The sequence below is a fragment of the Prevotella illustrans genome, assembly GCF_017426725.1.
Lineage (GTDB): Bacteria > Bacteroidota > Bacteroidia > Bacteroidales > Bacteroidaceae > Prevotella > Prevotella illustrans.
This window is the reverse complement of the sequence record NZ_JAERMS010000005.1, coordinates 99,419-120,385: the sequence shown is the minus strand read 5'-3', so window position 1 is coordinate 120,385 and position 20,967 is coordinate 99,419. Positions and strand designations below refer to the sequence as shown.

Here is a 20,967-nt window from a genome sequence, read left to right as displayed (position 1 = left end):
TAGTTAATGAATGCTGCAAAGATAGTCGAAATGCTTTTAAGCAACAAAAACTGTAACTTAATTTTTGTGCTTATGTAATTAATTGTTATTTTTGTAGCTTAATTATTTCGGGATCTTATGAAGAATATCGTTATTGGAATAGACGTTGGCATCAGTACTACGAAGATCGTGGGAATTGACGAAAACGGATTAGTGGTCAATCCCTTCAGAATTAAGGCGACCGATCCCATTACCAGTCTTTACGGAGCATTCGGTAAATATTTGTATGATAATAAAATACAATTAAGCGATGTACGCCAGGTGATGGTAACGGGAGTGGGATCAGCCTACATTGAGACCCCTATCTATGGCTTGCCAACGGCCAAAAGTGAGGAATTTATTGCGGATGGGCTGGGGGCTCGCCATGAGAGTAAACTTGACCGGATGATTGTCGTGAGCATGGGAACGGGTACAAGTTTGGTAAAATGTGATGGCGATGAAATCCGGCATATTGGCGGAACGGGCATCGGCGGTGGCACTTTGGCCGGACTGAGCCGTATCATGCTGAAAACGGATGATATCAAGCAGCTTTCGAGTATGGCCATGCAGGGGGATATCAATAATATCAATCTGCATATCGGTGACATCAGCGCCAAGCCATTGCCGGGATTGCCCATGAACGCCACGGCTTCGCTCTTTAGCAATGCCAAGGCTAATGCCACGCGGGAGGATATTGCCTTGGGACTGATTTATATGGTATTGCAGACGATTGGCAGCAGTTGTTTCCTGTCGAGTCTTGGCAGTGGCATTCGTGATTTCGTGATGATTGGCAATCTTACCTTGCTTCCGCAATGTAAGGACGTGTATCCGGCAATGGAAAAATTGTATAATGTGCATTTTCGGATACCGAAGTATAGCGAGTTTTGCACGGCAATCGGCGCGGCATTGGACTTTTATTTGAAAAACCGTTGACGTGTGATTGCAGCCCTTGGTTATACATTGAACTTGTATTTTTCAGACTTTAAGTAAATGAAAGTCTGGATGATACCTCTTAATGCAAGGTAGGCAATCATGGCTAACCAAAGGCCATGATTGCCTATAATTGGTTTCGTGAGGAGGCAAATGGCCAGAAAGCCGGCCGTAGAAAAAAAGGCAGAGATCAGCATTCCTTTAGTTGCCGTTGTCCCGATGAATATACCGTCCCAAATGAAAGCCGCGGCGCCGGCAGCGGGAACGACCCAGGCCCAATAGATATAGTTGCGGGTGGCCTGAAGCACTGGCTCCTCGTCGGTCAGAAGTTTAATGAAGTCCATGCTGCCTACAATATATAATAGGGTATAGGCTGCTGTTAAGACAAGCGTCCAACCGAAAAGCCGGCGTACCATCTTCCGGAATCCTCGTACATTATGCGCTCCGTAGAGTCTGCCTCCCAACGCTTCGCCTGCATAGGCAAAGCCATCCATGATGTAAGAAAACAGCAAATAGAGTTGCATGATGACGGCATTGGCCGAGAGAATGACGGTGCCGAGCCGGGCGCCTGTCGACGTGAAATACAGATTTGTGAAGACGAGGCACAACGTGCGCAGAAAGATATCTTTATTGATAGAGAAGAATTTGAGTATTCCTACTTTAATAAATACTTTATTTCTTTGATAATACGGAATGAGACGGGTGTAGTGTTTACGTAGTAGAAACAAGGCCGTCAGCAGGCCGGCGTACTGTGCTATGACCGTACCGGTTGCCACACCTTCTATTTTCATGTGGAGCCCATAAACCAATGACAGGCTTGCCACGATGTTAGTGACGTTCTGGATAATTGAAACGGCCATCGGTATGCGGGTGTTTTGCATGCCGACAAACCAGCCTGTCAGACTGTTGATGCCTAAAACTGCCGGAGCTCCCCATACAACTATATTAAAATAGGTGTCGACATAGGGCATTACGTCAGCCTTGGGAGCGATGAAGAATATCAATAGTTGTCGCAATGGTTGCTGGGTAAGGATAATGGCTAAGGCCAGTCCTTGGGCAATCGTAAAAGAACGGAGTAGGACAGAGGTCACTTCGGATAGGTTTCTTTGTCCGAGCGACTGCGAGGTAAGGCCGCTGGTGCCCATCCTCAAAAATGTGAAAAGCCAGTAGATAAGATTGAAAATCATTGAGCCGACAGACACTGCGCCGATATATACGACGTTGCCCATGTGCCCTACGATAGCTATATCGATGAGCCCCAGCAATGGAATCGTGATGTTTGAGATGATAGACGGGAGCGCTATCTTCAGAATCTGCTTGTCAATCTTATTGAACATAAGTGCAAAGTTACATGTAAAATAGGTATATCAATTGTTCTTTTGCGGGTGATTCTACGCGTTAGAACAAAAGTTTTGTTAAAAAAGCGTAAAGCCTTATGTGGGAGTTGGTCGTGAAATAGATATTCTGTTGAAATATGTTACCTTTGCACCGCTATTACGAGTTGATAGCATTAATTCAAACCTAATTTAAATAAAAAGAAATGGCAACAAAGATCAGATTGCAGCGCGGCGGCCGTAAAGGCTATGCTTTCTACAGCATTGTTATCGCTGACGCAAGAGCACCACGTGATGGTAAGTTTACTGAAAAGATTGGTACTTACAACCCTAACACCAATCCTGCTACTGTAGATTTGAATTTCGAACGTGCACTTTACTGGGTGGAAACCGGCGCACAGCCAACAGACACCGTTCGTAACATCTTGAAAGGTGGAGGCGTTTACTTGATGAAGCACCTCCGTGGTGGTGTTAAGAAAGGCGCTTTTGACGAAGCTGCTGCTCAGCAGAAATTCGACGCATGGAAAGAAGTAAAGGTAAAGGGCAACCAGACTGTTCGTGAGCAAGAGGAAAAGGCTAAGAAAGAAGCCATAAAAGCAGAGCTCGAAGCAGAAAAGAAAATCAACGAAGAGATCGCAAAGAAGGTGGCTGACAAGAAGGCTGCCGAAGTAGCTGCCAAGGCTGAGGCTGAAGCAGCGCAGACTGCAGAGGAAACCGCTGCGGAGACTGTAGTGGAAGCTCCGGCCGAGGAAGCTCCCGCAGAAGCGTAATTTTCGAGAATTTACAATCTTAATGATGGAGGATGATTGCAAGACAGTCATCCTCCATCCTTTTTGTATGTATATGGCAGCGGTGATATGCCGGAACGATCTGATGTTCAGACCATTGTTTTCTTTTCGCAAATCGCTTTATAAATGGGCTGTGACATCAAATTGAAAGTTTCTTAAATTATATGTTTTAAGAGCCTTTTTTAATATAATTTAGTCACTTAAGTTCTATACTTCTTGCTATTTGTTGTAATTTTGCGGTTAAATAAAAATGAATTTAATATAGAAATTATGGCAGAAGCTGTAGACATACGTGAGTTGAATATCCGCATCGAACAACAAAGCGGTTTTGTAACCAATCTTATTCAGGGGATGGATCAAGTGATTGTTGGACAGAAGCATTTGGTCGATTCTTTGCTTATTTCTTTGCTGAGTGACGGGCATATCTTGCTCGAAGGTGTTCCCGGATTGGCAAAGACCTTGGCCATTAAAACGTTGGCACAGTTGATTGACGCTGATTTCAGCCGTATTCAGTTCACTCCCGATTTGTTGCCGGCCGACGTGACCGGTACGATGATCTATTCGCAGAAGGAAGAAAAGTTCCAAGTAAAGAAAGGACCGGTATTTGCCAATTTCATTCTGGCAGACGAAATCAACCGTGCTCCGGCTAAGGTTCAGAGCGCGTTGCTTGAAGCCATGCAGGAGCATCAGGTCACGATCGGTGAGAAAACGTTTGATTTACCAAAACCATTCTTGGTCATGGCCACGCAGAACCCTATTGAGCAGGAAGGTACTTATCCGTTGCCGGAAGCTCAGGTAGACCGTTTTATGCTGAAAGTTGTTATCGACTATCCTACGCTTGATGAAGAGAAATTGATTATTCGTGAAAATCTGAATGCGTCAATGCCAGTCGTTCGTCCTGTGACGTCTGCCGATGAAATATTGAAGGCTCGCATGATTGTGAATGAAGTGTATATTGACGAAAAGATTGCGCAATATATCGCCGACATCGTGTTTGCGACAAGATATCCTGAGCGTTATGGGTTGCCGGAGTTGAAAGACTTGATTACATTCGGTGGCAGCCCTCGTGCAAGTATTAATTTGGCAAAGGCGAGTCGTGCGTACGCTTTCATCAAACATAGAGGATATGTTGTGCCGGAGGACGTTCGGGCTGTTGTTCACGACGTTCTTCGCCATAGAATCGGATTGAGCTATGAAGCAGAGGCCAGCAATATCTCGTCAGAAGAAATTGTATCGAAAATTGTAAACAAGGTAGAGGTGCCTTAATGGAAACTTCAGAGATCTTAAAAAAAGTCCGAAAAATAGAAATCAAGACTCGGGGATTGAGTCAAAATATATTTGCGGGCCAGTATCATTCCGCGTTCAAAGGAAGGGGTATGGCTTTTTCCGAAGTGCGTGAATATCAGTTTGGCGATGACATCAGAGACATTGACTGGAATGTGACGGCTCGTTTTCATAGACCATACGTGAAGGTTTTTGAAGAGGAGCGCGAATTAACGTCTATGCTTTTGGTCGACGTGAGCGGATCATTGGATTTTGGAACAACACACCAAATGAAGCGGGAGCTGGTTACGGAGATAGCTGCTACCATCGCTTTTAGCGCGATTCAGAATAATGATAAGATTGGGGTTATTTTCTTTTCTGATAAGATAGAAAAATATATCCCTCCAAAGAAAGGCCGCAAGCATATTCTTTTTATAATACGAGAGTTGCTTGATTTTAAACCTCAAAGCAAGAAAACGGATATCGCCGCTTCTGTAGAGTTTTTGACTCGGATGTTGAAGCGGCGTTGTACGGTTTTCTTATTGAGTGATTTTTATGATCGGCAAGACTTTTCCAAGCAGTTGCAGATTGCGAATCGGAAGCATGACATGGTTGCCGTGCAGGTCTATGACCGGCGAGCAAAGATGTTGCCTGATGTAGGTCTTATGAAAGTTTGTGACGCCGAAACCGGTCATGAGATGATAATTGATACGAGTTCAAAGAAACTTCGTCATGCTCATACACGCTATTGGATGGAACGGCAGGATCAACTCAGTCAGACATTCAGGAAGAGTAACGTAGACTGGACTTCGATAGCTACCGATGAAGACTATGTTAAAGCCTTGATATTGTTGTTTAAGAAAAGAGCTTAATATATTGATGAGAAGGGTATTTTCGATATTATTCATACTGTTGACATTCACCACTGCACACGCACAGGTTCAGGTGGAGCAGGTCATAGACTCTGTCCAGATTTTCATTGGGCAACAAGTGAATATGGCTCTAAGCGTTACAGCCCCTCGGGGAGCAAAAATCGTATTTCCTAAATTTCAAAAAGGGCATTATTTGGTGCCTGGTGTTGAAATTATTGACACAAGAATAGATTCTGCCAATGTTGACGGTTTGTTGAGAACCAGTCAGATTTATACGTTGACAAGTTTCGATGAACATTTATATCCTTTACCGGCATTGAAGGTTAAGGTTAATGGAAAGCAATATCAGGGCGCGACATTGGCTTTGAAAGTATTGACCGTCGATGTTGATACCGTGCATCCCAATCAGTTTTATCCTCCAAAGAGTGTGCAGGATAATCCGTTTCTGGCAAGTGAATGGACATTACCGTTTTTATTTAGTGTATTATTGTTAATCGTCTGTGTTGCAACAGTCTACCTGCTTGTTCGATTGAAGCAGAATAAACCGATTATTGCCCACGTCCGGATTGTTCGCCATATCCCGGCTCATCAGGTTGCTTTAGATTCCATTGAAAAAATTAAGGTCGGTAAACTTACTGCCGCTGAGAATCAGAAAGTTTATTATACGCAACTTACGGATATTCTACGGCAATACATTCAGAAGAGGTTTGGTTTTAGCGCAATGGAAATGACGAGCTCGGAAATTATTTATAACTTGCGCCAGGCAGGAGACCAGAAGATGATTGATGAGTTGAAGGAACTTTTTCAGACTGCCGATTTGGTGAAGTTTGCCAAATATTCAACATTAATTAATGAGAATGACTTGAATTTAGTGAATGCGGTTAACTTTATTGATCAAACCAAGCAGGATCAGCAACCCACAGAGGAGCGTATTGTGCCTGAACTGAGTTTGGATGAACAAAAGACGCAAAAGAATCGAATTACAATAAAAGTGTTGTTGTCGATATCCGCAGTGCTGATAATTTGTATTATGCTGGCTATCTTCTGGTATCTTTACCAGATATTGGGTTAACTTATAAAAGGAAAGTAAAGTGGAATTTGCAAATAAAGAATATTTTTTACTGCTTCTTTTACTGATACCTTATATTCTTTGGTATTTCCTTTATCGGAAAAAGAGTGAGCCAACCATAAGGTTCAGTGACACTTTTGCCTATCGATTTGGGTATAAGAGCTGGCGAATGCGCATGATAAATTTGCCGATGTTTCTGCGTTGTGTCACTTATGTGTTGGTTGTCATCGTGATGGCTCGTCCTCAAACCCATAACTCGTGGGATAATAAGTCGGTTGAAGGAATCGATATCATGTTGGCTATGGACGTGTCGACATCAATGTTGGCCGAAGACTTGAAGCCCAATCGAATAGAAGCGGCTAAGAGCGTGGCCACAGAGTTTATTTCCGATCGTCCTAATGATAATATCGGATTGACTATTTTTGCGGGTGAGGCTTTTACGCAGTGTCCTATGACCACGGACCACTCGTCGCTCATCAATATGCTGCAAGGCGTTCGGACAGATATTGCCGCCCGTGGTTTGATCAGTGATGGAACGGCGGTCGGGATGGGATTGGCCAATGCGGTAAGCAGATTGAAAAATTCACAGGCTAAAAGTAAGGTTGTTATTCTTTTGACAGATGGCAGTAATAATATGGGCGACATTTCTCCGATGACAGCAGCTCAAATAGCCAAGAGTCTGGGAATACGCGTATATACGATAGGTGTTGGGACCAATAAGGTCGCTCCTTATCCGATGCCCGTTGCCGGCGGTGTTCAATATGTCAACATTCCTGTTGAGATAGATACGAAGACACTCAGTGACATTGCGGCAACAACCGATGCCACTTTTTACAGGGCGACGAATACGCAGCAACTGAAACAAATTTATAAAGATATTGATAAGCTGGAGAAAACCAAGATGGATGTCAAGAAGTTTTCTAAGAGATATGAAGCCTATCAACCATTTGCGGTAATGGCTCTCATCACATTGTTATTCGAATTACTGCTGCGCTTCACAGTCTTGAGGCGTATCCCATAATATATTGTGGCATGTTAAGATTTGAAGATCCTATATATCTCTGGTTATTATTGACGGTTCCGGTTCTGCTGGTCATTAACCTTATCGCCTGGCGCAGCAAGGTGAAGAAACTACGTGCGTTTGGCGATTCGGCTCTCTTGAAGCAACTGATGCCGGATGTTTCGAAATATCGCCCTACGATAAAGTTGGCCATGTTATTATTGGCCGTGGTGGTTTTGATATTGATGATCGCACGTCCCCAGATGGGAACGAAGATCAGTCATGAGAAACGTTCAGGCATAGAGACGATCATTGCATTGGATATCAGTAATTCCATGTTAGCCAAAGACGTTGCTCCATCCCGACTTTCCAAAAGTAAATTGCTCGTGGAAAATCTTGTAGACCACTTTACGAATGACAAGATAGGACTTGTTGTATTTGCCGGTGACGCCTTTGTTCAATTACCAATCACAAGTGATTATGTTTCTGCAAAGATGTTTTTGCAGAATATTGATCCTTCACTCATTCAACTTCAAGGAACTGATATTGCGCGGGCAATCAAATTATCAACGGCAAGTTTCACACAGCAGGATAAAGTGGGAAAAGCCATCATTATCATAACAGACGGTGAAGATCATGAAGGAGGTGCTCTTGAAGCTGCCGCGGCTGCTCACAAGAAAGGTATGAATGTGTTCGTCTTGGGCATTGGTGATCCGAAAGGTGCGCCGATTCCGGATGGAGAAGGTGGTTATATAAAGGATAACGCGGGGCAAACAGTGATGTCTGCTTTGAACGAGGATATGTGTCGGCAAATTGCCCAAGCGGGAAAAGGCAAGTATATCCATGTTGATAATACGAGCAAGGCACAGGAACAACTTAATAATGAGCTGACAAAATTACAGAGTGGGCAGACCGACAGTGTTGTTTATAGTGAGTATAACGAGCAGTTTCAGGCTTTTGGACTGATTTTAATTCTATTATTGATCATGGAAGTTTGTTTGATGGAAGCTCGTAATCCGTTAACTGGCAAAATTCATCTCTTCACGAAGAGATTCAGTATGGTAGTTATGTTGGTTACGTTAGGTTGCCTGTTTGCGCTGGCCCAGTCTGACCGTCACTATATTAGAACGGGTAATCGGCTCTTCCGACAGCAGAATTTTGCCAAGGCGGAGGTGGAGTATCGAAAGGCTCTGGCTAAAAACAGCCGTAATCCGCAGGCTCTCTACAACTTAGGCTGTGCCTTGATGCTACAGCAAAAGGATTCTTTGGCTACGGTACTGTATCAACGTGCAGGGGAGTTGGAGACAGCTAAGCTGCGCAAATCTAAGTCCTATCATAATATTGGTACAATCTGCCAGCGTCATCAGCTGTATGGTGAAGCGATAGAGGCTTACAAGGAAGCCTTGCGCAATAATCCGTTTGACGATGAGACGCGCTATAATCTGGCTCTTTGCAAGCGCTTGCAGAAAAATCAACCGCAGAAGAATCAGTCTAAGAATAATAATCAAGATAAAAAGAAGAAGGACAATAATAAGCAGGACAATAAGCAAAAACAAGACAAAGACAAGAAAGAACAGCCGCAGAATAAGCCTTCTCAGCAAGAGAAGATGAGTAAAGATAATGCGGAGCAGTTGCTCAATGCCGCTATGCAAGAGGAGCAAAACACCCAACAACGCCTCAAGAAGGCTATGTCGGCACCGCGTTCTCGTAAGTTGCTAAAGAACTGGTGATTATAATTATTTGTTCAACAATGAGATTGGTATCGAATGAAGTCTATTTATAAATATTATAGCTTGTTCATTATCTGCTTCTTTTGCGGATATAATCTTCTACAGGCCCAATCAATATCTGTATCGGCTCCAGCCCGTGTATCTGCCGGAGAGAATTTCCGTTTGTCGTATACTGTCAATACAGATAATGTAGATGAATTCAGGGTTGGTAATATTCCTTCCGGTTTGGAAGTTATTGCGGGGCCGTATACCTCACAGCAATCAAGCTATCAGATGGTGAATGGCCATACTTCCAGTTCATCCTCTATCACTTTTACCTATACTTTATACGCCAACAAGAATGGCTCTTATGTCATTCCGGAGGCTCATGCCGTCATCAATGGCCGTAGAATCAGTTCCAGATCCGTCAGAATCGTTGTAGCAGGACAAGCTCAGAACAGCGGTGGCGCGCCCACTATGCATAATGATAGCGAATCTTCCCGTGTGCGTTCTTCCGGCTCTGCCATTACCGGTAATGATCTGTTTGTCAAGGTTAGTGCCAGTAAACGTCGTGTCCATGAGCAAGAGCCTATCTTGCTGACCTATAAGGTTTATACCTTGGTTGAACTTACTCAGTTGGAAGGCAAAATGCCTGATCTTACCGGATTCCATACTCAGGAGGTCAAGTTACCCCAACAGAAGAGTTTTCATATAGAGAATGTCAACGGGCGACCTTATCGTTGTGTTACCTGGAGCCAGTATGTGATGTATCCCCAGATGACGGGAAAACTCCAGATTCCAAGTATCACATTCAAGGGAATTGTTGTTCAGCAAAATCGAAACGTGAATCCTTTTGAAGCATTTTTCAATGGTGGTTCCGGCTATGTCGAAGTGAAGAGAGAGATTATAGCACCTGGCATTTCCATTCAGGTCGATCCCCTTCCTAAGCGTCCTGTCAATTTCTCTGGTGGAGTAGGCCGCTTTAACATTTCCGCGTCGCTTAACAAGGCTGAAATTAAAGCCGGTGATCCTTTACAACTTCGTGTTGTTGTTGGAGGAATCGGCAATCTAAAGCTGATCAAGCAGCCTGTTGTTCTTTTTCCAAAAGATTTCGATAAGTATGACCCCAAAGTGATCGATAAGACCAAACTTACGACTAACGGTTTGGAAGGTAATATGGTCTATGATTATCTGGCCGTTCCGCAAAATCAGGGTAAGTACACGATTCCCGGGGTGGAGCTCGTTTATTATGACACGTCGTCAAACAGTTATCGTACCGTTAAGACGCAGTCTTTTACAATCAATGTAGCAAAAGGTGAAAGTTCGGGAACTAAGGTGACAGAACTCACGTCTGACGCCGACAATGATATACGTGGCATTCATGAGACGAATGAGGTTCAACATGCCTCCAATGATTTCTTCTTTGGTTCATTAGAGTATATATTGGCTAATATCTTGCCTTTAATAGCTTTTGTTATCTTACTGATTATTTTCCGACAGCGTGCCATCGATAATGCGGATACCGTGAAAATGCGTGGAAAGAAAGCCAACAAAATTGCGACTCGTAGGCTTCGTAAGGCCAATGGCTTGATGTTGTCAGGTAAGCAAAATGAATTCTACGATGAAGTCTTGCATGCTTTGTGGGGCTATGTAAGTGATAAGTTGGGTATGCCCGTAGAGCAGTTGTCGCGTGATAATATCTCTGAGAATTTAGTCCGACACAAAGTTGACGAGGATACAATCCATAAATTTATCAATGCGCTGGATGAATGCGAATTTGAACGCTATGCTCCCGGCGACACAACCGGTAATATGAGTCGGACGTTCGAAAGTGCCATGACTGCCATTATGAATATCGAAGAAGTGATGAGACGTCATAAACGTTCTTCCCATAAAGGAATTGTAAGGCCACTTTTCCTGCTGTTTGCCACGATAATATCTGCCTCCTCCTTGGCTGTAACCAAGCAGAATGCGGACGCGGAGTATAAAAAGGGCAACTACCAACAGGCCATCAAGGACTATGAAAGTTTATTGAAAGCCGGTGAAAGTAGTGAGCTGTATTATAATCTTGGCAATGCCTACTATCGCACGGATAATATAACCAAAGCAGTTCTTAATTACGAGCGCGCCTTGCTGTTGGATCCGGGAAACCGCGACATCCGTTTTAATCTTCAGTTTGCCCGCAGCAAGACGATCGATAAGATTGTGCCTGCCGACGAAATGTTTTTTGTCACGTGGTACAAGGCGGTTGTCAACTATATGAGCGTAGACCATTGGGCTTCAACGGCTATTTGTTCAATATGTCTCGTTTTAGTTCTTTTGCTGGTATATCTGTTTGGCTCCACATCTTTAATTCGAAAACTGGGGTTCTTTGGAGCAGGATTCTTTGTTGTTTTGTTCCTGCTTGCCAATCTGTTTGCATGGCAACAGAAGCAACAATATGATAACCGGACGGGAGCGATTGTCATCAGTTCTTCTGTGCTCGTTAAGAAGACGCCCGTTGCCTCTTCTTCCGATGAGTTTGTTTTGCATGAGGGGACACGGGTGGAAGTGAAAGATAAGACTATGCCGGGGTGGTGCCAGGTAGTGGTTGGTGACGGTCGGGAAGGTTGGATTCCCGCAAAGTCTATCGAAGAAATTTAAAATTATACGATTTGGATCTGTCTGCAGTCTTGAGATGGGACAAGGATCTGCTCTTAGCGCTGAATGGGAGTGATTCTGTTTTTATGGATGGGGTTATGACAACCTTAACATCCGGATGGTTATGGATACCTCTCTATCTGGCTTTTTTCTATGTCATTGTGAAGAACAACGACACGATGGCCCAAATAATGCTGGCTTTGGGTGGAGCTGTTTTGTGTATTCTTGTCGCCGACGGCGTGACCGATGGAATTGTCAAACCGCTCGTCGGTCGGCTACGTCCTTGCAATGATCTGTCGTTAAAGTATATTGTCGATACGGTTCCTGGGATTTTTGACAAGAATTTTAGCTTTTTCTCTGCCCATGCTGCCAATATTTGCGCGATGGCAACATTCTTTAGTCTTCTCATTAGAGATTGGCGACTTGTCGTTGGATTAGCCTTATGGGCCGTTGCGTCATGCTACACCCGTTTGTATCTGGGTATGCATTATCCTTCCGATATCCTTGTTGGTATTTTGTTTGGTGGCTTTGTCGGCTATTTTTCCTATCGTACTTATATTTATTTTTATACGATGGTGACACCCCATACCACTTACGTTTCTACTCAATACACCTCTTCCGGATACAATCTGACCGATGTTGATATTATTCTTACGGTGCTGAGCCTTTTGTTTCTCAGTTCTGTCTTTTTATCACTCATCCTGCTTTAATCATACATTATTCTCTCTTGCGTATCAATATGGAAACAAAACATATTCATATTCGTGATTTTAATTATCCTTTGCCCGACGACCGCATTGCCAAATTTCCCATTGCGGAGCGTGATCATAGTAAGTTGTTGATTTATAATCGGGGCAACATTTCCGAAGACCTGTTCTTCCGACTGCCCCGGTACCTGCCCCAAGGAGCTTTGATGGTCTTCAATAACACGCGTGTCATTCAGGCGAGGATGCACTTCCGTAAGGAAACCGGTGCCCTTATTGAGGTCTTTCTGATGGAACCGGCAGCCCCGACGGATTATGAGCAGATGTTTCAGACCACCGGGCAGTGCTCATGGCTTTGCATGATAGGCAATCTGAAAAAGTGGAAAGAGGGCCAACTCAAGCGCGAATTCGAAATTAAAGGTCAACGGTTGACGCTCTGCGCCCGGCACAACGCGGACAAAGACGCGGCTCCGGGGAGCAAGTTGGGTACCAACTATTGGGTCGATTTCACTTGGAACAACGATCGGGTGAGCTTTGCCGAGATACTGGAGGCGGTGGGTGAGCTGCCTATTCCGCCTTATTTGAACCGTGCAACGCAGGAGAGCGACAAGGTTACTTACCAGACGGTTTACTCTAAAATCAAGGGTAGTGTGGCCGCTCCTACGGCCGGCCTGCATTTTACCGATAACGTTTTGGCCGCGCTCGACCGGTGTGGCATTGACCGTGAGGAAGTCACTTTGCATGTCGGTGCCGGAACATTCAAGCCCGTGAAGTCTGAAGAAATTGACGGACACCGGATGCACACGGAGTTTATCTGCGTTCATCGGCATAGTTTGGAAAAGCTGTTGCGGCACGGCTGCCGCACCATTGCTGTGGGCACAACGAGTGTCCGCACGCTTGAAAGCCTTTATTACATAGGCGTTTATCTGGAGCGTCACCCGCAAGCACAGGAAGATGAACTGCGTGTCAATCAGTGGGAGCCTTACGAAGGAGGGCGTGATGGCCGTATGGTCGATGGCATCCGGCCCGTCCGTGCCATTCGGAATATTGTGGATTGGCTCGACCGCAATGGCCTTGAGGCCCTTCATAGCAGCACCCGGATTATCATTGCGCCGGGTTACGAGTATAAGATTGTCACAATGCTGATAACCAATTTCCACCAGCCCAAGAGCACGTTGCTTCTCTTGGTCAGCGCTTTTGTCAAAGGCGACTGGCGTAAGGTCTACGATTACGCCTTGTCCCATGACTTTCGTTTTCTGAGTTATGGCGACAGCTCTTTGCTCATTCCATAAATTCTAAACTAAAATATTTATATGAAAATAGGTGATCAAGTAAGATTTCTTAGCGAAACGGGTGGGGGAAAGGTAGCCGGTTTCCAAGGAAAGAATATCGTGTTGGTGGAGGATGAGGACGGATTTCAGATTCCGACAGCCATCAACGAGGTTGTGGTCGTCGACACGGACGACTACAGTACGGCACGGATAGTTGAGAACAAGCTGGGTAAATCGCAGCCGGGTGATGTTCCCGCGTTGAGCCACGATCAGCGTAGCGTGAAGGCCATGCTGCGTGATGGGGCAGACGAAATCGCACAGGAAGCTGACGAAGACGATCCTTCCGATCGTGAAGTCGCTTTCCGTCTACCCGTGCAGGAACGCAAAGGGGGCAATGCGCTCTCGGTCTATCTGGCCTTTGTCCCTGTCGATATAAAGGAGGTTACCGATACCCGGTTTGAAACTTATCTCGTCAATGATAGCAATTATTATTTCCATTACACCTACATGGCGGCCGAGGGCAACAGCTGGACGCTTCGTGCGCATGGCGAACTCGAGCCCAATACCAAACTTTTCGTTGAGGAGTTTGGCCGCGATGTGCTCAATGAATTGGGTAAGGTAGCCGTGCAGTTGATTGCTTACAAGACGGATAAGAGTTTTATTCTCAAGCCCTTGCTCGAAGCCCGGTTTCGCGTCGACCCCGTCAAGTTTTATAAGTTGCATACTTTTCAGGCCAATGATTTCTTTGAGCAGCCTGCATTGCTCTACGATATAGTGGTCAACGACGTGCCGGCCCGCCCGCTCGTCATCGACGCGAAACGTCTCAAGCAGCAAATGTTCGCGCCCAATACGAGCGACGCGCCCGATCAATCGGCAGTTACTGAAGCGGACTCTTACGTTCGCCGCTATGAGCAACCTGGCAAGAAGGGTAACCCGTTTGCCATGAAAAAACGGGGCGACGACGACATCGTGGTTGTTGATTTGCATGCCGAGGCCTTGCTCGACTCTACGGCGGGCATGCAGCCTATCGATATTCTGAACTATCAGATGAAGACCTTCAGAGATACGTTGGCAGAGTATGCCGGCAAGAAAGGCCGGAAAATCGTTTTCATTCATGGCAAGGGCGAGGGAGTTTTGCGCCATGCCATCATCAATGAACTTCATTATCGTTACAAGCAATATGCTTATCAGGACGCCTCTTTCCAGGAATATGGATATGGCGCCACACAAGTAACCATTAAATAATTTAATATCTGTCTTATCATGGAATATGGATTTATTAAAGTCGCCAGTGCAGTGCCGGCTGTTCGCGTCGCCGATTGCGAGTATAATAGGCAGCAGATAGAGACCCTGATGGGACAGGCCGAGGATGCAGGTGTAGAGATTATCGTTTTTCCGGAGTTGTGTATCACGGCCTACACTTGTCAAGACCTCTTTCGCCAGCAAGTTCTCATCGACGCTTGCGAGCACGCGATGGTAGCTCTACTCGACCATTCCCGTCAGCTGAATGTCATCTCTATTGTCGGTTTGCCGGTTGTGGTGGGCGATTTATTGCTGAATTGTGCGGCCGTTATCCAGCGTGGCAAACTTCTCGGGCTGGTTCCCAAGGTTTATCTGCCCAATTACAGTGAGTTTTATGAGAAGCGTTGGTTCGCCTCGGCCCAAGACCTGCGTCCGCGCGAAATCCGTTATGCGGGCAATCGAGTTATGGTGACTTCCCGTCCTCAGTTGTTCCACACGTCGGGAGGAGCCCTCTTTGGCGTCGAAATCTGCGAAGACGTGTGGGGACCTACGCCTCCCAGTAACGTATTGGCCCTGGCCGGCGCCGATCTTATCTTCAACCTGTCTGCCAGCGACGAGCTGATAGGTAAGCACAACTATCTGAAGAGTCTGGTGGCTCAGCAGAGCGCACGAACGGCCACGGGCTATGTCTATAGCAGTTGCGGCTTTGGCGAGAGTACGCAGGATGTGGTTTATGCGGGTAGTGCCTTGATTTACGAGAACGGGTCGCTGCTGGCTGAAAGCAAACGTTTCATGCTCGACAGCCAAATGGTTGTCGCTCAGGTGGATATAGAGAGCCTTCGGTCTAATCGCAGAATGAACACCACCTTTGTCAACGCGCAGCGTCCCGACGCCAATGAAGCGCTTACCGAAGGAGTGATTATCGACTGCCTGGCGGTTGACTCCATGCCATTCGCACTCGACCGTCACATCTCTCCTATGCCTTTCCTTCCGGTTGACAGCGATATGCAAGACGTTTGCGAAACCATTTTCGGTATTCAATCGATGGGGCTTGTCAAGCGCATGCTTCATACCCAAACGCAAAAGGTCGTTTTGGGTGTCAGTGGGGGGCTCGACAGCACCTTGGCCTTGTTGGCCTGTGTGCGTGCTTTCGACAAGCTGGGTTACGACCGCAAGGGTATCGTAGGGGTTACCATGCCCGGCTTCGGTACGACCGACCGCACTTACCACAATGCCCTGCGGCTGATGGCCGACCTCGGGGTGACCGTTAAGGAAATCAATATCGCCAAGAGCGTCGTTCAACACTTTGAGGATATCGGTCACGATATCGCCAAACACGACGCGACGTATGAGAACGCGCAGGCCCGTGAGCGTACACAGATTCTGATGGATCTCGCTAACGAGCTGGGTGGCTTCGTCGTTGGTACGGGCGACTTGTCTGAACTGGCCTTGGGCTGGGCCACCTATAACGGCGACCACATGAGTATGTATGGCGTCAATGCGGGTATTCCCAAGACGCTTGTTCTGTGTTTGGTGAAGCATGCGGCCACGTCCTGGTTGCAAGGAGATGCCGCGGCGATTTTGCGTGACATTGTAGACACGCCCATCAGTCCCGAGTTAGTACCGGCCGACGCCGAGGGACATATACAACAGAAGACGGAAGACCTTGTCGGACCGTATGAGTTGCACGATTTCTTCCTCTTCTACGTGCTTTGCTATGGTTTCAGTCCTCGTAAGATTCACATGCTGGCGTGCCACGCCTTCGCCGGAAAACACGATGCCGCCACCGTCAAGCATTGGCTCACCACATTCTACCGCCGCTTCTTCAGTCAGCAGTTCAAGCGCTCTTGTCTGCCCGACGGTCCCAAGATCAGTAGCGTGAGCTTGAGCCCCCGTGGTGACTGGCGTATGCCCAGCGACGCTGTCAGCGACCTGTGGCTCAAGCAGTGTGAAGCGTTATGAATGAATTTACAATGTGGGCAAGTAGGCGAATTAACTCGTCCACTTATCGACATTGTAAATTTTTGCTCATAAAAAACAGACTCTGATTTCTCTTCATTTAGCGCCGGAATGTGTCTCTTTTAACTCTTTTCCGTTCGTTTTTTGTTCTCGTCATCCCCGTTTTTCTGTATTTTCATCTTCAAAGTAGTGCTTTTAGCGGGCTATATCAGTCCTTTCATCACACAAAAGAGTTGCTTTTGGTCGCTAAAAGCAGCCCTTTTACAGTCTAAAAGCATAGCTATTGCAAAGTATATGGCTCCATTTATCGCGTTTGTGTTTGTTAACTACTTGATAATCAGTAGATAGCCCAAATTTCATTTTCCTGCCGTTTTTTTTGTCCCACTTCTTTTTCTTTTCTGAAAATGCGTACTTTTTTCGACCTCTTTGTCAAAAAAAGTTCATCGCATTTTCCATGGGTTCATCCGAAACTTCTATAGAGTCTAATTAGCTTGCGATTCGGTATATTCTTTATTGATGATTGGATTGTCAACAAAGTGTTTCCTTATTACTATGCCGGTTCGGAGTAAGTATTTCTAAAATTAGCCGCGTTTAATGCTTGACTGCCAATGTGGAACGTGATGAATTATGCTCCCTGTATGTCACAATGTACGACGGTATTTCAACAAGGCCTTCGACGGATTTGCCAAGAGTGGAAAAGGCACGATGGGATGCTGTTGCCCGTACATGTCGAAAAAACAAGACAGACGGAGTTATTTTAGAAAAACTTAGCCCGAACCGGTCTTTACTCGTATTTTTATTATTATCTTTGCTTGATGTCACGATGTAAAGTGAAACAGTAATGCTGTTCCCCAAGCCACGTTGAAGTGTTTTTGTCTTTAAAACACTTATTGTGCTACTATTTTTTACTATTAAATCGATTTACTTATGTTAAAAATAAAGGTAGTTTCACAAATATCATTTGTATCCACATTGTTAATTAGCCAGATGCTGTCATCTTGTATCCACGTATTTGATACGGTACATTCCATAAGAGTTAAAAATTGCACCCGAGACACATTGCTTATTGGTAGATCCTTATACAACAGCATTGATAGTGTAGATGCTTTTTTAGAAGCCAGTACTGATACAGCAATTTCAAGTTTTACCAGTATTAACGAGTCCGGGCATTTGAATATTCATGGAAATCTCATTTTGCCAGACTCGATTGGCAGAACAACATATTCGTCATTATTTAATCATAATCATACAGGATACTTATTCATAATTAAATTAAGCATTGCAAGAAAATGGGGATGGGGTGATATATGCAAACACAAACTTTATGACATAAAAGAAGTAATTGCAGATGATGAATTACAAAACAACAATAACATTATAGAAGTCTATAATCCCAAATAAAATTATAATTACTAAATCTCAGAGAATAAATAACATTTTCAGGGACTTACCAAGTTATTACAACATGAATGGTCGCTTGTATGATCCGGTTCTCGGTCGCTTCTTCAGCCCCGATAACTATGTGCAGTTGCCTGACAATAGCCAAAGTTTCAACCGCTATAACTTTTATCAAATAATAATATGAATATGAAAACGTTTTTCTTGTTTTGTTTTACATTTTTCTCTCTTACTGTTCTTTCTTTTAGCAGCCAAGAAGAAAAAAAAGTTCTGCTCATCAAAGCGATGTATGCCAAGAATGATAGTATTTGGAGATATGAATACGATCCCCATAAAGTAAAAACCGGACTTGCTGCGTTATACAGACAGTATTGTTCAATGAAGTTCAAGAAAGAATTGCTTGCGGAACAACGAAGAATAGGACTGGATCATGATTTTATAACGACAGATTGGACGATGGACAAAAACTCACTCACAACCATGAGAATCAAGAAAATATCAGATAATGTATATCATGTTTCTTATGTTACGAATATGGAAGATCCAAGAGGTAAAATGAAAGTATATAACATTGTCCTCTGCGTGAAGTTGACAAAAGAAAAAAGTGGCTATAAGATAGATGATGTTACAGACCTTACAAATCCTGATCTGTAGAGATCGCTCTCCGTTATGGATGAGAACGGAATGAAAGAAATCTGGCTCCAATCCTCAATATAAACAACATAATAATTTTTCAATATTCAGATGGTAAAGCAATTTTTGTTATTTCTGATTCTATTGAGTTCTTCTTATTGTGTAAAAGCACAAAATGTCGAAGGCATAGAAGATAGGTTGCGAACGTTCTATGTAGAATATAATTCCTCTTATCTGTATAAAAACGATGAGGAGATGTATCATACACAAGATTCTTTAGTACAAAAATATTGTACTAAGTCGTTTTTTCGAGAATATATTAAAAATATTCGTATAAATGGTAGAGGATGGGATGATTTTATGGGGTTGGTTAGCTCTGAAGATCTCGATATAATTAAAAAAGTCTCTTTGTATATGCAAAATAAACAATAAGAGATATAAGGTGTCATATCAAATTCTTGACAGTGATATAAATCATAAGCCTGTAAAAGAGACTGTTCTTATATTGTTGGAAATTCGTATTGAAAATGGTATTTACAAAATTGATAGAATCGTTTCTTTTGATGTTATTTAAATTGCTAAATATAACAACTATATTTGCAACATAAATCATATTTGGCAAACAAAAACTATGATGAGGATTTTGTCGATTATTACAGTTTGGTGGCCAATACATTAATTTTATTATTATCTTTGCCTAATATCACGGTGTAAAGTGAAACAGTAATTGTGTTCCCAGGCCACGTTGAAGTGTTTTTGTCTTTAAAAATACTTATTGGGTCGGCAAATAAGAGAATCAAAACGTAATAAATGAAAGTATGAAATGTGATATTCAGCAAGATGTAAATGTAGAAGGAAGCGAAAAAGAAGATTTGTTGCATGTTGGCTTTTTGCAGGAACGACTTTTTGATGGAGGAGCAGAGATGGTCTCATTACGTTCCGCAGACTTTTTTGATAAGCGTGGAGTAACCTCAACCTTTTTTGTTTCGGAAGTCGACAAAGCAGAAAAGAACAGGCTTCCTTGTGGTGAAATCATCACACTTCCTCATGACGTGATGAGTTATGATTGCTTTTCTGACGAGAATGTAGCATTGCTGAGCGACGAGATAAACCGAAGAGATATTCGTATCTTGTTTATTAACGCCGAAACCAAGTATGTGGTTGTGCCTGCCATGTTGCGTCAGCAAACACCACGTTGCCATTATGTGTATTGGCAGCACCTGCCTCCGATGTGGGAAATCATTAATAAAGTAGCCGGAAAAGCTGCCCGAGCGCGTATGTCTGTGGGACGATGGATAGAGGTTAATTTGCTGTGGCGTCCTAAATATTTATTTCAGCGCGGCAGGGCGATAAAGCAACTGCGTGAGGTTTACCTGCGTTGTTTCCGTAGTGTCAATGGACTTATCGTGCTGCACGAATGTTACAGGCAGGAATGGATACGACTTTTTGCGCTCGATTCAGAGGAACAATCCCGTATTTATTCATTTATCAACACTTTACCCATTAACGGAGAAGCAAAGATAGAAAAGAAAAAGCAGATTGTTTTTGTTGGTCGTTTGAGTCTGGCCGATAAGCAAGTGGACCTTTTGTTAAATCTTTGGCGTCGCGTTGCGCCCCGGTTACCCGATTGGGAACTGCGTTTCCATGGCACGGGCAGGGTGGAGAATATGTTGCAAAACCGTATTGATAAGTATTGCATTCCACGCGTGAAGTTGATGGGATATACCGCCAACACCCAAAAAGTGTATGATGACGCGGCCGTATTGTGCTTGCCCTCTTCTTACGAAGGATGGCCATTGGCAATAGAGGAAGCGCAGAACAATGGCGTCGTTCCGGTGGCTTTTAATTGTTGTCAGGGGGTAGCCGCGATGATAGGCGAGGGCGAACACGCCGCGGGAATATGCGTGGAGAAAAATAATTGGGCCATGTTTGGCAACGAGTTGGTACGCCTTTGTCAAGATGAAGACCTACGTGCGCGGATGCAACAAAATTGTATGGAGAAGCGTTGGGAGTATGCGCCCGGCGTGAATGACGCGACATGGAAAACGATGTTGGGTAGGTTTAACTTGCGATGGCCTACATTGTCGTCTGAAAAATAACGTGTTTGGTCTCTCCTCAGCCATCTTGGCGGTTGTAA

The 20,967-nt window shown here is 44.4% G+C and carries 16 protein-coding genes and 1 pseudogene; 16 read left to right on the top strand and 1 reads right to left on the bottom strand.

All coding sequences use genetic code 11. The annotated features are described in order from the left end of the window. The first annotated feature begins 117 nt into the window (after positions 1 to 117). Entirely contained in the window at positions 118 to 951 is an 834-nt protein-coding gene (coaW, locus tag JHU38_RS03225) for a type II pantothenate kinase (protein ID WP_107580884.1), read from the top strand. A gap of 20 nt (positions 952 to 971) precedes the next feature. Here coaW and JHU38_RS03220 read toward each other — a convergent pair whose 3' ends face one another. Further along, positions 972 to 2,285: an MATE family efflux transporter gene (locus tag JHU38_RS03220; RefSeq protein ID WP_107580883.1), complete on the bottom strand. Its 1,314-nt coding sequence runs from the start codon at positions 2,283 to 2,285 to the stop codon at positions 972 to 974. A gap of 203 nt (positions 2,286 to 2,488) precedes the next feature. Here JHU38_RS03220 and JHU38_RS03215 point away from each other — a divergent pair, with 203 nt between their 5' ends. The 15 genes and pseudogenes from JHU38_RS03215 (at position 2,489) to JHU38_RS03150 (ending at position 20,929) form a co-directional block, all read left to right on the top strand. Continuing rightward, positions 2,489 to 3,052 (top strand): 30S ribosomal protein S16, encoded by a 564-nt coding sequence (locus tag JHU38_RS03215; protein WP_107580882.1) that lies wholly within the window; start codon positions 2,489 to 2,491, stop codon positions 3,050 to 3,052. Positions 3,053 to 3,340: 288 nt separating this feature from the next. Further along, entirely contained in the window at positions 3,341 to 4,336 is a 996-nt protein-coding gene (locus JHU38_RS03210) for an AAA family ATPase (RefSeq protein ID WP_107580881.1), read from the top strand. Further along, positions 4,336 to 5,205, top strand: a complete 870-nt coding sequence (locus tag JHU38_RS03205; RefSeq protein ID WP_107580880.1) for a DUF58 domain-containing protein — start codon at positions 4,336 to 4,338, stop codon at positions 5,203 to 5,205. The genes JHU38_RS03210 and JHU38_RS03205 overlap by 1 nt, the downstream gene beginning before the upstream one ends. Positions 5,206 to 5,212: 7 nt before the next feature. Further along, entirely contained in the window at positions 5,213 to 6,277 is a 1,065-nt protein-coding gene (locus JHU38_RS03200; protein ID WP_107580879.1) for a hypothetical protein, read from the top strand. Between the two features lie 19 nt (positions 6,278 to 6,296). After that, positions 6,297 to 7,295 (top strand): vWA domain-containing protein, encoded by a 999-nt coding sequence (locus JHU38_RS03195; RefSeq protein ID WP_107580878.1) that lies wholly within the window; start codon positions 6,297 to 6,299, stop codon positions 7,293 to 7,295. Between the two features lie 11 nt (positions 7,296 to 7,306). Next, on the top strand, positions 7,307 to 9,004 hold the full coding sequence (locus JHU38_RS03190) for a VWA domain-containing protein (protein WP_107580877.1): 1,698 nt from the start codon (positions 7,307 to 7,309) through the stop codon (positions 9,002 to 9,004). A 36-nt stretch (positions 9,005 to 9,040) separates the two neighbouring features. Beyond that, a complete protein-coding gene (locus JHU38_RS03185) occupies positions 9,041 to 11,626 on the top strand; it encodes a BatD family protein (protein ID WP_107580876.1) in 2,586 nt (861 codons plus the stop codon). Positions 11,627 to 11,721: 95 nt separating this feature from the next. Further along, entirely contained in the window at positions 11,722 to 12,333 is a 612-nt protein-coding gene (locus JHU38_RS03180; protein ID WP_232369816.1) for a phosphatase PAP2 family protein, read from the top strand. A gap of 29 nt (positions 12,334 to 12,362) precedes the next feature. Beyond that, the gene (locus tag JHU38_RS03175) at positions 12,363 to 13,619 is read left to right on the top strand and encodes an S-adenosylmethionine:tRNA ribosyltransferase-isomerase (protein ID WP_107582264.1); all 1,257 of its coding nucleotides are present in this window, start codon (positions 12,363 to 12,365) and stop codon (positions 13,617 to 13,619) included. A gap of 21 nt (positions 13,620 to 13,640) precedes the next feature. Further along, positions 13,641 to 14,843 carry a DUF2027 domain-containing protein gene (locus tag JHU38_RS03170; RefSeq protein ID WP_107580875.1) on the top strand — a complete coding sequence of 401 codons (1,203 nt, stop codon included), beginning with the start codon at positions 13,641 to 13,643 and terminating at the stop codon, positions 14,841 to 14,843. Between the two features lie 18 nt (positions 14,844 to 14,861). After that, the gene (locus tag JHU38_RS03165; protein WP_107580874.1) at positions 14,862 to 16,802 is read left to right on the top strand and encodes an NAD(+) synthase; all 1,941 of its coding nucleotides are present in this window, start codon (positions 14,862 to 14,864) and stop codon (positions 16,800 to 16,802) included. Positions 16,803 to 17,426: 624 nt separating this feature from the next. Continuing rightward, positions 17,427 to 17,516 (top strand): annotated as a pseudogene (locus JHU38_RS12605) (transposase); the annotation flags it as partial. Between the two features lie 342 nt (positions 17,517 to 17,858). Then, positions 17,859 to 18,200: a hypothetical protein gene (locus JHU38_RS03160; RefSeq protein WP_207859302.1), complete on the top strand. Its 342-nt coding sequence runs from the start codon at positions 17,859 to 17,861 to the stop codon at positions 18,198 to 18,200. Between the two features lie 180 nt (positions 18,201 to 18,380). Then, entirely contained in the window at positions 18,381 to 18,851 is a 471-nt protein-coding gene (locus tag JHU38_RS03155; RefSeq protein WP_107580872.1) for a hypothetical protein, read from the top strand. A gap of 797 nt (positions 18,852 to 19,648) precedes the next feature. Next, positions 19,649 to 20,929: a glycosyltransferase gene (locus JHU38_RS03150; RefSeq protein WP_107580870.1), complete on the top strand. Its 1,281-nt coding sequence runs from the start codon at positions 19,649 to 19,651 to the stop codon at positions 20,927 to 20,929. Positions 20,930 to 20,967 lie beyond the last annotated feature (38 nt).